We start from the raw sequence: 13495 nt of genomic DNA, 5'->3' as shown, positions 1-13495 counted from the left end.
CACCTTTCGGGAAAGAGCGTGGAAAGGAGATTGTTCTAGCATGGCGTATCGCAACCCATCCGCATGGCGCCGGTGACCTGGCAGGTTCTTTGTTTGGACTTGGCGAGCGGTACGACGAAGCGAGAGGTGAAGAGTGTCTAGCCTGCTTGATGAAGTTGTCGAAGCTCACGGCGGATTGGGACGGTGGAATACACTCTCTGACCTCGTCACCGAAATTCAGATGGAGGGACACATTTGCCCTCCTCCAGCGTCATCGAACGAGATTCCGCCACGCCGAGCGTTCTTTTCCTTGCGGCAGCAGCGCATCGTCTTTCTAACGGACATATCCGGTGATTACATTATGGTCGAGCCCGATCTCGTCTCATTCCTCGCTCGCCCGGGTGGCCAGCCAAAGATCTTTCCAGTTTCCGAGAGAACACCATGGGTCACTTGCTCCGAAGGAAACTTGGATCTGCCACGGACCGCGTTCGTGCTTGGCTTCGCAATTCGACATTGCGTTACTGCCCCGTTTCTATATACGAGCCCAGGGTTCACGGTAGAAGAGATCGAACCTTGGCATGAGAAGGACGAGACATGGCGCGTCGTCAGAATTGGGTTTCCGCCAGAACTGGAGGTGCCTTCACGTGTGCAATATGCCTACTACGGTGCGGATAGGCTACTGAGGCGGACTCGGTACACACCGGGGAGAGCCGAGGGTACAGGCTGTGCCGATTACGCTTCCTGCTACCAAGAGATAAACGGCATCTTGCTACCACTGACGCACGAGATTGTGTCATGCGATGCTGCCGGGCAAGAGCTTCCTGGCGAGCCTCTAGCCCGCATTCGCCTGCAGAATCCATTCTTTTCGGAGTGACCGTCGCAGAGATCTTCCCATCTTCGGCGGATCGAATGCATGATTGCGATGTCTCTACGGCGCTTCGCAGCCTCGACTACCTACTAAAGAGGGTAGCGCTCTGAATCCCTTTGAGGCTTATCGAGTCAATGTTCCTAAGGGCAGCATGGGAAGTGCAAGTTCCCGTTGGGAGCGAACTGAGACAGGAGCCCCATATGCCCAAGGATGTCCAGAACCGTCCCATGACGCCGATGGAACGCTCACGTGAAAAGTTCGACGCGTTTCCGTTTCACATATGGCGAAATGACAAAGCGACGGAATTGCGAATCGCTCCGCGTGACAGAGTCATTGCGAGGCCAACCTTCCAAGAAGCATTCTTGTTTCGCTGCACCGTGTCATTCGAAAGCCAGCCAGCTGCGGCAACGACAGCCTTTGATGTCAGGTCAAATCCAACGGGAGTTCTGGATCTTCGAATCCACAAAACACTCCTTAATGTGAACTTTCGCGCGAGTTCATCCGCAGCAACCCAACATCGCATTCGCATTGACGACGCGATAGTTGGTGAGCTTGCCGTAAGCCTTATGACGTGCCTTCCCCTTCGGAGTCAGCGTTCATACGTTGCAGCCTGTATGACCAAACTGCTCTGCGCGCGCTTGGGGTATCTGCAAGCTGGCGACGATGGGAAGGATCGTTGCGGATTCGAGGAGTGGCAACTTTCTGCTCTTATGGAAGCGTTGGCCCCAGCGACGGGTGAATGCGCTTCAGTGTCGCAGATTGCTCGTCGTTGTCGGCTTTCGGTGTGCCATTTCTCCAAACTGTTCAAAACGACGTACGGGATGCCGCTCCATCGTTATCGGATCCACCAGCGAATCAAAGAAGCAAAGTCGCGTCTGCAGGAATCGAGCGATCCAATCTCCCAAATTGCCCTCGATTGTGGCTTTGCGGACCAGTCGAGCTTTACACGGCGGTTCACTGCCATCACAGGTGTTCCTCCGAGGTTGTGGAGAAGGAGTGCGAACCCACCACCAGCACAATCGAACTCCTCCGGATTCGCAGGCGCATGAGTTGACGGCATCTATGACAGAGCAAAAAGCCAAACTCCCGAGTACCAGCTTCACGCTTTCGCTCAATGCAGTGGGTGACCGAGGGAAATCCTCTCGAACTGGTCGCCCTGCCACGGAGGCATCTCTGAGAATCTCAACATTACCCGCCGGTGACATACTGACGGTATCTCCGCAATCCTTTGCTGCCCTGGTTCAGGTAGATGCGAAATGCCCAAGTTCCATCATGCTGTATCTACCAGATGGCTCGCGGAAAGAAGCCCTTCTACATCCAGGGGAACTGTTCCTCTTACCCCCCCGATCGACTGCCACCAATCTAAGCGCGTTAGACGGTGAGATCATCCGCTACGAGGTATCACGGGCTGCGCTTCGTGCGTTTGCGCAGCGAAGCAATCCACCCAGGACTGGGGTGCTGAGCGCTCCAAGTTTCGGTCCTGATGCCACGCTCACAACTCTGTCCAGAGCCGCCCGCCCGATACTGCTCGCGAAGCAACGGTGCCCGAAGGACGTCGCAGAGTATTTCACCTTGACCCTCTACTCTCACTTGCTTGATCGATACGGGATGACAAATCCTACGGAAGAACGCTTTACCGGTGGCCTCTCACCGAGACACAAGCGGACGATCTCCGAGGCCCTGGATGACCCGCTAGGTCAGAGCCTATCGATGGATGGGTTGGCGGAGCGATGTGGTCTATCGGTCGCACATTTTGGTCGAGCGTTCCGCCAAAGCTTTGGCTGTTCATTTCACAAGTATCTATTAGAGACACGAGTTGCGCGTGCACAGCAGTTACTGGTCGCGTCGTCCGCGAGCCTGACTGAAATCGCAGTCGCAATCGGCTATGCCGACCAGCAGACGTTCACCGAGAGCTTCAGACGGGTGGTTGGTTTGCCACCAGGTAGGTATCGTCGACGCTTTCGTCTCCAGGTGCCTGAGGCGCATAGACCGAAGGCAGATTGTCTCGCAGACCAGCGCGCCACCGTGTAACGCAGCAGGGCGCGGGAATGCGCACGCGCCAGGAAACAGGAGGACGATCCAATCATGTCAATCAGCACAACGGCCAAGACGCTCTTGCTGGCTACGAGCAAAGAGACATACGCGTACCGCCGCTTCGGAAAGGCATCTCAATGCCCATTGCTATTGCTCCAGCACTTCACCGGTACGCTCGACAATTGGGATCCAGCCATGACTGACGCACTGGCGAAGGAACGTGATCTCATCGTGTTCGATAACGCCGGCATCGGCCGCTCAACCGGTGTGGTTCCGAAGACTGTTCATGAGATGGCTGAGCACGTTCAGGTCTTTCTGGAAGCATTGGAGATTCAGAGTTGTGACGTCCTCGGCTTCTCCCTCGGCGGGATGATCGCGCAGCAGATCGCTCTCAATAACCCGAATGCATTTCGGAAGATTGTCCTCGTGGGAACGGCGCCACGTGGTGGAACGGACATCATGCATCTCGACAAGCCCAGCCTCGGGCGATACTTTCAGGATCGGAGCCTCAAGGGTTATCAGATCCTCCAGAAGGTCTTCTTTGCGCCGAGTGAAGCGAGCCAGCGAGCGGGTGGAGAGTTCATCAGGCGTCTCGACGAACGGAAGGATGACCGAGAGCCCGCCTCCGGACCTGATGTTGCTCAGGCTCAGTTGGCCGCATTCCGGGAATGGGAAGTACAGAAGGGTGAACCGTTCGCAGACCTGAGACAAATTCGGCAGCCGACGCTCGTCGTGAACGGAGTCCAGGACGAGATGATTCCGGCCTCCAATTCGTATCGACTGGTCGAGAATCTGCCGAATGCCATGCTGCTTATCTATCCGGATGCTGGGCACGGATCGTTGTTTCAGTGGCATGAATCCTTTGCGCGCCAACTATTGGCTTTCCTCGCTTCGGACTCTTCCCAAGCACCGTACTAGCAGATGGCCACGACACGGAGCAAGTCTCGATCAAAGAACTGCGGTCGTTGATAGAGGACTGCGGCCAGCCTTTCAGATGGAAGCATGATCGCCAAGCTTACCTCCCTATCCCCAGATCAGAGGACAAAGAAAAGCAAACCGCATGAATTCTTCGGTAGAAATCACCTTATTGCTGTATTTGTCTATGTCTTGTACGTATGTGCAGGCGCAGCAGAAATTTCAACTGGCCACGATCAAGCCGAGCGCGCCGAATACAGAAAGACACATGTAGAGCCGCGGAACCACATTTGCGACCAGCGGCACTACGGTAGAGGACTTGCTGAAGTTCGCCTACAACGTTCATGCGAGCCAGATAGTAGGAGGGCCCGACTGGGTTCGAACGAGACAATTCGATATCTTGGGTGATCCGGAGATGGAACGGAGGCCCTCGCTTGAAGAGCTAAAAACGATGACGGCTGATCTTCTAACCGAGCGATTTCTTGTCGTCTTGCATCGAGAGGTTCGTGAACTTCCCGTATACGCAATTGTGAGGGGCAAGCGCACGATCAAACTAAAGTCGCCTAGTTCTGATCCGAGCAGCATAGTCTCTGGAGGGCTTGTGCCGCCTGGAAACTTATACGTCCACGGTGGAACGGTAAGAGACTTCGGCATCTACCTGCAGCGATTCGCACCGCCGGAGTTGAATCGACCAATCGTGGACCAGACCGATATCCGGGGACGGTTCGAATTTGAGCTGCACTACACTCCGGATGGGCCGCAGAACGACGAACACAGTACCGATGCCAGTTCCAATCCTGCCTCATTTCCCGGAATCTTCACCGCAATGCATGAACAGTTGGGTCTAGAACTCAAAGCAACCAGAGCACAGGTAGACGTCCTCGACATCATCTCTGTGTCTCTTCCATCGCCCAATTAACCCCGGGGGTTGAGTGCAAGGCTCGAAGTTCCGTTTCTAGCGGCTGACGGAATGAATTGCTGACATGACCTCCAGGCACGAGCAAAGTTTCACTGCAAAGAAAAGAGGTAATTCGTGAACTCGGCCGATTCGAATGTCGGGGAGGTTCTTCTCACACAGAATCATTTAACTGCCGGGAAAGATGTTTCCCATTTCTGTTGAGGTGTGGAGATGTCCGGCGCAGCTCTCTTCTGGCTCAAGCGACCATCACTAGCACATCAATGGCTCCTAGCGTTCGGCTCTAGATGAACATCTCATCCTTCGGCCAAAGCCGCGTGATCCCGCCTTAGACCGGTTGCGGTCGGACGGGTTCTCATGAGCCGGCGCGACATCCCTTCGCAAGCTTTTCCGCGGCAGCGATCGTGTTCGGACCAAGGACCGGATGATCCTTGTCTTTCCCATACGCTGCAAGCCTCGTATATCCAAGCACGAAGTCGTATGGTGGGCGCCTGAGATAGGCGGTGAGCCCCTGCGCCCCGTTTTGTTCCACGATTGCTTTGGACATCACATAGGCAACACTGTACAAAACTCCGTGGCCGTAGAAGTCAACGTCGTAGACATCGTCAAAGGCCATCGCATGATCTGCCTGGAAGGACAGTACCGACATTTCTAGCAAGGAGGCCCCCCACTGGAAGTGTTGGACACCATCGGCTAGGTCTGTCTTCTGCCGCAGTCCGCCCTCCGACTGAACATGATCCAGCAGGGATACGTCGGCCACATACGTTGCCGTACCTTCCGCATACAGATCCATAAACAGATGAGCGGTCTTCAAACAGGCCTGCTCGTCGGGAGGCATATTAGTCGGTGGTGGGACTTCCGCGAGAACACCGCGATCCTTGTCAAAAGCTCCCTGCACAGCGTGGTAGAGTTCGTGAGTCATGATGCTCTTTGCACTTATGATCTCGTCAACTCTGCCAATATTGAGATAGAAGTCCGTTGAGCCAAACGTATAGCCTCCCCCGTCGCCGCCTGCGACAATAAATCCCTTCAAATGGAAGTCCGAACCTGCCGGCGTGAAGAGCGCAATTCGTCTTTCCACCTGCTTTTGAAAACGCTCGGGGTTCGTTTCTATTTCATGCAGCATCGCCCGATGCTCTGAACTCCGTTGCTTTACCGCGTCGAAGTCATAGATCCGCTTTTCAAGATCCGTCACAGGTATGCCGTGGGCGGCATCGTAGAGGGCATCGGCGAACAACTGATCGTTCGCCGTAATCTTGAATTCATTCGTCTTACCGATGATCCCTTGATTGCCAGGCATTGCAGCGATCTTCAGACATGTCTCGTGCGTCACCTGAGGATCTTCGAGGGCGTTCAGCACTGCTTTGGCCGAGTCCGTATCTACTGTCACAGTCAGAGCAAACATTGAGCACGTCGCGGTCAAGAGAAGCAGTGACGCAAGGGCGTGCGTCGCTCTACGAAACATGGTGGCAGCCTTTCCGCTGTAGTTCAGGAAAAGCAAGCAGAGCCCCCGAACTTCAGCACTCAAATGCTACGCGGATGATCTGGTGGAAACTTGTCTATTACCTTCGCTTTTCGGATATTTCGGCGAGGAACTACGGCTTCCGTGGATCGGCAACAGAGCGTTCTCCGGTCAACGAAAGAGTCTGCGGAACCGTTCCCGCAGGCCGCCAGGAGCATCTTTGTATGCCACGAATGCTGGCACTGCAACTTCGACCGTTGTCCCGGCTCCCAATGAACTATTGAGCGTAAATCGACCTCCGAGGCGTTCAGATCGCGCCTTCATGTTTCGAAGTCCCCAATGTTCGTCACGATATCCCCGAGCGAGAATTTGAGCGTCGATGCCGTTACCGTCATCCCGCACTTTCAACCTCAATTCTTCGGGCGTCGCGTTGAGTTCCAGCCAGACATGCGCGGCATTCGCGTGTTGGAATGCGTTTGTGAGCGCTTCGCGCCCAATCGTGCACAGTTCCGGGTTCACCACGGTGCTGAGGATTCGCTCTGAGCCTCGGACATCCACGAAGAACTCTGTCGACGGATACGTATGTCGCAGACTTTCACCTATCACCCGCAAAGAGTCCAGTAATGCTTCCGATGGTTCCTCCTTGGTCTGCAGTGACGAGATCAATTTTCGACCCTCCATCAAGACCTGATCAGACTGGACTAGCGTCGCCTCCAGAAGGGGTCGTACCGGATCATCCACGGGCAGTTTTCTTGCGGCAACTCCCACCTTGAACATCAAGGCCTGGACACTTTGGAGTAGCGTGTCATGTAGGTCCCGCGCAATGCGTTGCCGTTCTCCTAAAATTTCGTACATGCGGTTTGCGATGCGCTGTTTGGTCCGGTTCAACCGAATTCGGAAATATAAAAAGAAAAGGACTGACAGCGCCACGATTATGCACAGCCTAAGCCAGATTGTCTGAGAGAACGTTGGCTTGACCGTCAGCAAGATGGAAGCTCCAGAGCGGTTCCATACGCCTGAATCGTTGCAGGCAATTGCCTGGAAGGTGTAGGTCCCCGGAGGAAGCTTCGAATAAATCGCTTTACGGCGACTTCCGGCCTCGACCCACGCACTATCGAAGCCTTGTAGTCGGTAGCGAAACCGCACTCTTTCCGGAATCAATAGACTCGGCGCGCTGTAACTGATCTCGAGGTTCCTTACGTTCGGCTCAAGACGTAGGGTCTGCTCCCCTGGAACGAAGTCTTCATCCAACGTACGAACGTCAGTAATCCAAACTGGCGGCGGGATCGGATTTGTCGGAAGCCGATTGGGATCGATCCACTCCAAGGCGCCGTTCATGCCGAAATAAAGCCTCCCGTCCGGCGAGGCCGCTGCGGACGGATTGCCAAGGAGCGGGTTCGGTATGCCGTCCAGACCGTCAAGGTAATCCAGCTTTCTCCAGCGAACCGCATGCATTCGATCGGATTCCCACGCCACGAGTTCGTCGTGTTTGACTTGGTAGGCTCCAGATGCCGCGTTGACCCACAGGTCACCGTTGGGCAGAAACACGAGGCCGGTGACACCACGAACCAGTTCAGCTTCCCGTAACCGTAGGGGCTCAAACTTCCCGTTGTTATACACAACGACTCCGTGTTCGCCTCCGATCCAGATGCTCCCGTCCCTTTCATTCAACGTTCGAATGTCGCCGATGCTCAATCCATCGGACGATCCGAAAACGGTGACCCGTCCGGAACTGACCCGCGCGAGAACATTCTTTAGGAAACCGAACCAGAGTTCACCCCGGCCATCGCGAAGCGCCGCATACGCCGTCTTATCCGGCAACCCTACGTATCCTCCACGTCTAGCCCAAAGTCCATCCTTCAGACGGTACAGGCCGTTGTTGGAAATCGTCACCCAGATACCATGCGAGGAATCCTCTACCACGGTCTGAATGATTCGGTCGATGCCTTGGAGATCCACTGGAAGTGCTACGCGTGAGAACTGACGATTGACATATCGCCACAAACCATCGGTCCCTCCAACCCAGATCGTCCCATCGTCGCCACGGAACTCCGCGCGTGGTTGATGACCCGACTCGAACTCTCGCGTCAGCGGCGAATAGGTATCGGATGTCACGTCAACTAGACGTCGTGTTCCGATGATGAAGTGCGGCCATATCCCGTTGGTTGGAAGCGTCGTCAGAAATGCATCGAGGGTCACCTGATGTACAGGAACCATTCTGAATTGATCTAGTCCTTTGTCTCCGGCGACCCATACACTGCCTTCGCGATCCTCAAAGATCGTGGACGCTCTCTTTCCTGTCAAACCATCCTTATGGCCAAACACATCGATCTTTATTCTTGAGTTGCGCGCAAGCTTGTTCGATTCCGCATCAAAGCGCTCGATCCCATCCTTCTCCGTGCCCATCCAAATCGTTCCATCTCTTGCAGCGAGAAGGTCGAAAATACCGGAGGTGCCGGTAGCGAGCCGGCCGGACGAGACCTTTCCATGGGATACCGCCAGATGCAGGACAGGATCGCTGATTTTATAAGGCCAACAGATGACTCCGCCGTCGTGTGCTTTCACACACCCGGCGTACGGTCCGCGGAAAGCTACATTGAGTTGGTCCGATCCGCGTTCAAGAACTCGGATCGTATTTGCCCCCTGGGCCATCCATACATTGCCATCGCGGTCGACAGTAACAGATTCTCCGTAAATGTCTCCCTCTCCATGAGCTCCATGAAATTGGGTGACATGGTTTCCGCGGATGAATTGCAAACCTCGGCTCCCGATGATCCAGGTCCGTCCGTCTTTATCTTGACTGATTGCCCCTATGTGGCCGGAACGAAGACCGTCCTTCTCCGTGAAGTTGGTCAGCTGATTCCCCTTGATTCTCGTCACGCCCCCAAGCATGTAAGCGAGCCAGAGGCTGCCGTCCGGGGTGACCGAAACACTGTTCATCCGGTCGGATATAAGCGCAGTACCGGCGGGCGGTCGATAACGCTCAAAGGTGACACCGTCGAAACGAAACACGCCGTCATCGGTCGTGATCCAGATGAAACCATCTGGGCCTTGGATTGCGTCCTCGATGTTGTTCGGCGCTCCGTCCTGCACAGTCCAACCACGGTGATACATTTGCGAGAGGGGCGTCTGCGCTTGGACAGTTGGGACAAACTGCACAGCGAGCCACAACAAGAAAACGGCGAAGGCTCGCCGCTCCAGCCAGATGAGGAGGAACGAATCCATTTGAGGGCAGTGTTCCTGCTTTCTAATTTGGCGATGCCGTTGCTCCACCGGAATTGACCTTTCTTGCAGCGCGGCCTTGCGACGGACGTACAAGTCTCTTGTATAGCCTCGGACAGCGGTGATGGAATCTCAGTAGACAATAAACCTTCCAGCTTCGGCTCAGGCTGTCGAAGAAACCGTTGAAGAGTAGAGGAATTTCCTCTGAGGCGCCGTGCCGCGCCTGACGCAATCGCACACTGGATCGTTTCGCTTGCGAACTCAGAGAATGACTGGTCGCCGGACAGGGCGTTGGTATCGATGGTGTACTCGGTGTGGCATAGCTACACATTAGCCGGACAGACCGGCGACACCGGAACATTTGGCAGTCTTAGCTGCCGAAATGCTGCCGCAACCTGTTGGGCGATCGGACTGGGCGTGGGCGGACAGCCCGAACTGACGTTAGACTTCTGCACGATATCTTGCTGCAGGGTAGAGTACCGGAGACCATCGCTCCACAACAGCGTGGGGAAATCCCAACTTCACTTTAGCGACGTGGCTCGTCGAAGCAAGCAGGCCAGCATCCAGCAGCTTCGATACCACTATCCTGGCCATCGGCTCATTGCGACGCCGTCGTCGCAGGGCCGCCGCCTGTCGTATGTTCCGGAATGATCGCGTCGATTCGCTCCGCATACAACTCCATCGCGGGGAAGCACTTACGCTCTGACGCTCAGAAGGTATCGACTCAATGACCTGCAGCCGCCGTCTCAGATGCCCGTTGCGCCGGTTCCGGGAGGATATGAGCGACGGCAGCCTTCACATCCAGGGACCATGGTTGAGGAGGCGGCAGCCTCATCTGCCCATTGCAGTCTCCAGCGGCATCCAGACGTAGCGTGAGTCCCACAGGGTATTTGGCTCCGACCGATCTCCCATATAGATCACCGTTGTACCCTTCTTCCCCGCAACCTTCAACAGCATGCTCGATTGCGACACGTAGATGTTGGTCTCCGGAGGAGCAAGCTAACGCAGGATCAGATGTCGCCCCTCACACGAGAGGCGTGGATTGAAAACGCTCGCCCACCAGCACCAAGCAATCCAAATTGACTCACGCTCTCGCACGTCTACCGCAAGGCCATTCCCAGGCCAAAGCCTATGAGGAGCGCGGCAACCGTCACTATCGGCATCCACACTCTGAGCACATGCGAGTTGACGTCGTTGAGGAGCCGATCCAGTTGGTGCGCCCGCGACTCAAGAACCTGATTTAGCCGCCGATTGGCGTGATCGACTCGCGCCGCGATTCCGTCGTGTGGGTCGAGCATCTCCGTAAACGCGTTTGCTAAGTAATTCCTAACGTTCAGCAGGGTTGCCGCCACTTGTTCCAGGGCCTTTGCGGTCTCGGTAATTCCCGACTGCGTGAAGTGCTGTCGCAGACTCTCCCCCAGGAGCTTCGAGATCTCTTGTGGATTGAGCCCCGCTTCTACTTTAACGGTAAGCTGGGCCAAACGCTCATGGATCAAGCCCGCATATTGCTGCATGCTCTTCTGGGCGGCGCTTGGTGATGCGCGATGTAGCTGAAACAGTTCAGTCAACCGCTCGCGCTCCAACGCAATATCAGCCGGAGTGTGACGAGTGACGAGAGCAAGAATACCCATCGCCTCCAGGATGCGGAGCATCTCGTCATCGGGACTGAGAGACTTGGTGTGAGCGAGAACACGGTAGTACTGCCGCTGAAGATCTTGCGGAACCAGTCTTGAAAGCGCATCAAACAATGTCTCCTCTCCGGTTGGATCAATTTGCTCCGGCTCGACGCGACTCATGGAAGGAATGCCTCCTTCACTTGATCGAACTGCGCGAAGAGACGACGACGATAGCTTTGCGCCCTCATCACGAGCGAAGCACGCTTCAACTCCTCCACCTTCGCCTTGCGCTCCGCAACATCCCCGAGTCGAATCCCGTGCTGACGAACGGGATTCTCTAGCTCTGCCAGCCGGAACTCCATCTGCAGGATGGTTGGAGAGAACGCCTCGCGAAACTTCTTCGCCTGTTCCGTAGCAGTCCAGTAAGTGAAGTCGGATTGTGGACTCGTGGCGTTCTCGACGATAACGTACTCGACCCGATCCTGTAGTCGACTTGCCCAGGCGAGCACGCTCTCTACGCTCGCTGGGTCTGGAGTCACAACGCCGAGCGCTGTAAAGCTAACGCCGAGCGCTGCGACATCCTCGTGCATCGCTTCGAACCAATCAGCAGCAATCTGACCAGCCCCGGCTCCCATGTCCGCAAGAATGATCTCGGCTCCGGAGTCGAGGTGATCGACAAATGCGTCGAGACCCGCCGGCGTGTGGATGTTGACCTTGGTGACAGAGCCATTGAAGAAGTGTTTCAGAGAGCCGCGCGCCTTGTTTTCCGTGTCGAGATCGAGGAGCTTGGCTGTGATGCCGTTCGCTGTGAACCATTCTGCGAGCGCGACCATGACACCGGTCTTACCTACGCCGCCCTTTCCACTCATCGTGAAGATGACACGCTCGCTACTCATGCGAAATCTCCGGGTGCTTGAGAGTCAGGGGTTCGTTCTCGCGGAAGACGAAGCGCGGGCGCCCAGTCTGTGGGGCAGACGGCTTCTGCTTCAGAGCGGCTATGGGCTTGCTCACTGAGGAGGATGTGCTAACTATTTCGGGTGCGGGAAGTTCAAATTGAACTTGCTTGCGATGACGGGCGCGGACCTTCACAAAGGAGTGGAGCGTGCTGTGGGCCACCATCAGTCCGAGGCAATCTGCGAACAACTTCGAGATCTCGCGATAGGTGCGCCCTTTGCGACGGAGGTCGCGGATCAGCTCGCGATGCGGTTCGAGCTTGGAGCGAGGTGGCTTGGGAGGAAGGCTTGCGAGCTCCGAGATCAGCTTCGCCTGCGTGGCTGTCTCGCTTGACTCCAAGTAAATCGGATTAGTCTCGGACATGGATGCCTCCAGCGACGGCTCACTCGCCGCGTCATGCCGAGATCATGGGCGCGTTGTTCGACCTCGTCCAATAGTTCGTATTTATCGGGGTGATAGTTCGCATTTATCGCGGAGATGTAGACATGGATGCACTAGGCCTTCCGTCGAGAAGGTCGCGCGACGTAAGCATTCGCGCCCACAGATTGAGGGGGCCGCTTCGGCGGAAGAGAGTTGCGACCTGCAGAGGGCAGCTGTGTATCCCTGCCCTCGATTTGATGGAGGAGCCCCTGCGGCTGCCGAAGCTTTCGAGCAATGATCGGCGCGGTATTGGGGTGGCGCTCCCGGTGATATGCGATCGCGATATCGACGGTCCAGTCGACGCCGGCGATCGGACGTGCGACCAGTTCCGAGTCGAGCGCCATGCCTTCGCGAATGAAAGCGAAGCCGTATCCCTCTCTGACCAACTCCATCATCTCCGCCAGGTTCGAACCGCGTGCGAAGTGTTCGACCGAAAGTCCCACCTCGGCAAGGAGTTCAAGCAGCCTCGCATGCGCTCTGGGATGGCGTTGAGGATCATGGAAGACCACGGCACGGGACTTTAGATCCACCACTCTCAAGAGAGACTTGGTAGCGAGAGGATCGTCATTGCGCAAGCAGACGACGAGCGGCTCGCGGTGCAGCTGTTCAATGTGGAGCTCTGGATGGTCGACAGGCAATTGGACGAGGGCTGCGTCCAGGAATCCATTTGCAACTTCATCTGCCAGCTGCAGGGTGTCCCCGTACATCGGTTGAACGGTACAGGACGGCATCAGCTCTTGATGAAACTCACGCGCACGGCGGAAGAGTGTCGGATCCACCTGCGGAGCGCAGCCGAACAGAGAGGTTCTCCTGAAACTGCCTGGCCTGCACGCTTAGGTTGGGCTGCGTTGTATAGAGAAACTCCGCGGCAGCACGGAAGCCTTCCTTTTCGAGGATGGCAAGCAGATAGCGGAAGTGCCTGAACTCAGCCCAATCGTACATAGGTCAAGACTCTGCATTAGCGGTGACTGCGTACGATCCAACAAGTGTGGCCCTGAATCAGAAAGCCGCTCGCGCTGCCATCCTGGCCTGAGGAAGAACAAGTCACAAGAGAAATTGCGCGAAGTGGCCAAACTTACTCTCGCGCGTGCCCATCCGATACATGCCAT

The 13495-nt window shown here is 55.9% G+C and carries 10 protein-coding genes and 1 pseudogene; 4 read left to right on the top strand and 7 right to left on the bottom strand.

Features of this window, described 5'->3' with window-relative positions:
- Window positions 1-981: 981 nt before the first annotated feature.
- The 4 genes and pseudogenes from C4S68_RS24000 to C4S68_RS19645 all read left to right on the top strand — a co-directional run.
- Window positions 982-1896: a helix-turn-helix domain-containing protein gene (locus C4S68_RS24000; protein WP_103934803.1), complete on the top strand. Its 915-nt coding sequence runs from the start codon at window positions 982-984 to the stop codon at window positions 1894-1896.
- A 13-nt stretch (window positions 1897-1909) separates the two neighbouring features.
- Window positions 1910-2878: a helix-turn-helix domain-containing protein gene (locus C4S68_RS23995; RefSeq protein WP_103934802.1), complete on the top strand. Its 969-nt coding sequence runs from the start codon at window positions 1910-1912 to the stop codon at window positions 2876-2878.
- A gap of 84 nt (window positions 2879-2962) precedes the next feature.
- Window positions 2963-3799, top strand: coding sequence for an alpha/beta fold hydrolase (locus tag C4S68_RS19650; protein WP_160115250.1), 837 nt, complete (start codon window positions 2963-2965; stop codon window positions 3797-3799).
- Window positions 3800-4088: 289 nt separating this feature from the next.
- Window positions 4089-4715, top strand: a pseudogene (locus C4S68_RS19645) (TIGR03435 family protein); the annotation flags it as partial.
- Window positions 4716-5067: 352 nt separating this feature from the next.
- Here the strand turns inward: C4S68_RS19645 and C4S68_RS19640 are convergent.
- From C4S68_RS19640 to C4S68_RS19610, 7 genes are all read right to left on the bottom strand, one after another.
- Complete coding sequence (locus C4S68_RS19640) at window positions 5068-6072, bottom strand: DUF5700 domain-containing putative Zn-dependent protease (protein WP_160115249.1); 1005 nt, start codon at window positions 6070-6072, stop codon at window positions 5068-5070.
- 273 nt (window positions 6073-6345) lie between these two features.
- Window positions 6346-9399 (bottom strand): sensor histidine kinase, encoded by a 3054-nt coding sequence (locus C4S68_RS19635; protein ID WP_103934798.1) that lies wholly within the window; start codon window positions 9397-9399, stop codon window positions 6346-6348.
- A gap of 1097 nt (window positions 9400-10496) precedes the next feature.
- Window positions 10497-11192 carry a hypothetical protein gene (locus tag C4S68_RS19630; RefSeq protein ID WP_103934797.1) on the bottom strand — a complete coding sequence of 232 codons (696 nt, stop codon included), beginning with the start codon at window positions 11190-11192 and terminating at the stop codon, window positions 10497-10499.
- The gene (locus tag C4S68_RS19625) at window positions 11189-11908 is read right to left on the bottom strand and encodes a P-loop NTPase (RefSeq protein ID WP_103934796.1); all 720 of its coding nucleotides are present in this window, start codon (window positions 11906-11908) and stop codon (window positions 11189-11191) included. Before C4S68_RS19625 ends, C4S68_RS19630 begins: the two co-directional genes overlap by 4 nt.
- Window positions 11901-12329, bottom strand: a complete 429-nt coding sequence (locus C4S68_RS19620; RefSeq protein ID WP_103934795.1) for a hypothetical protein — start codon at window positions 12327-12329, stop codon at window positions 11901-11903. The genes C4S68_RS19625 and C4S68_RS19620 overlap by 8 nt, the downstream gene beginning before the upstream one ends.
- 131 nt (window positions 12330-12460) lie before the next feature.
- Window positions 12461-13165 carry a LysR family transcriptional regulator substrate-binding protein gene (locus C4S68_RS19615; RefSeq protein ID WP_103934794.1) on the bottom strand — a complete coding sequence of 235 codons (705 nt, stop codon included), beginning with the start codon at window positions 13163-13165 and terminating at the stop codon, window positions 12461-12463.
- A complete protein-coding gene (locus C4S68_RS19610; protein WP_103934793.1) occupies window positions 13134-13328 on the bottom strand; it encodes a LysR family transcriptional regulator in 195 nt (64 codons plus the stop codon). The genes C4S68_RS19615 and C4S68_RS19610 overlap by 32 nt, the downstream gene beginning before the upstream one ends.
- Window positions 13329-13495: the final 167 nt, after the last annotated feature.

Source organism: Bryocella elongata (assembly GCF_900108185.1).
GTDB classification, from domain to species: Bacteria; Acidobacteriota; Terriglobia; order Terriglobales; family Acidobacteriaceae; genus Granulicella; species Granulicella elongata.
The sequence above is the reverse complement of the archived record's forward strand: the minus strand, read 5'-3'. Positions and strand labels throughout refer to the sequence as shown.

Bases quoted from the DNA above. Each gene is read 5' to 3' on its own strand.
- C4S68_RS19625 (WP_103934796.1), bottom strand. From the start codon at position 11,908: ATGAGTAGCGAGCGTGTCATCTTCACGATGAGTGGAAAGGGCGGCGTA.
- C4S68_RS19620 (WP_103934795.1), bottom strand. From the start codon at position 12,329: ATGTCCGAGACTAATCCGATTTACTTGGAGTCAAGCGAGACAGCCACG.
- C4S68_RS24000 (WP_103934803.1), top strand. From the start codon at position 982: ATGTTCCTAAGGGCAGCATGGGAAGTGCAAGTTCCCGTTGGGAGCGAA.
- C4S68_RS19610 (WP_103934793.1), bottom strand. From the start codon at position 13,328: ATGTACGATTGGGCTGAGTTCAGGCACTTCCGCTATCTGCTTGCCATC.
- C4S68_RS19635 (WP_103934798.1), bottom strand. From the start codon at position 9,399: ATGGATTCGTTCCTCCTCATCTGGCTGGAGCGGCGAGCCTTCGCCGTT.
- C4S68_RS19630 (WP_103934797.1), bottom strand. From the start codon at position 11,192: ATGAGTCGCGTCGAGCCGGAGCAAATTGATCCAACCGGAGAGGAGACA.
- C4S68_RS23995 (WP_103934802.1), top strand. From the start codon at position 1,910: ATGACAGAGCAAAAAGCCAAACTCCCGAGTACCAGCTTCACGCTTTCG.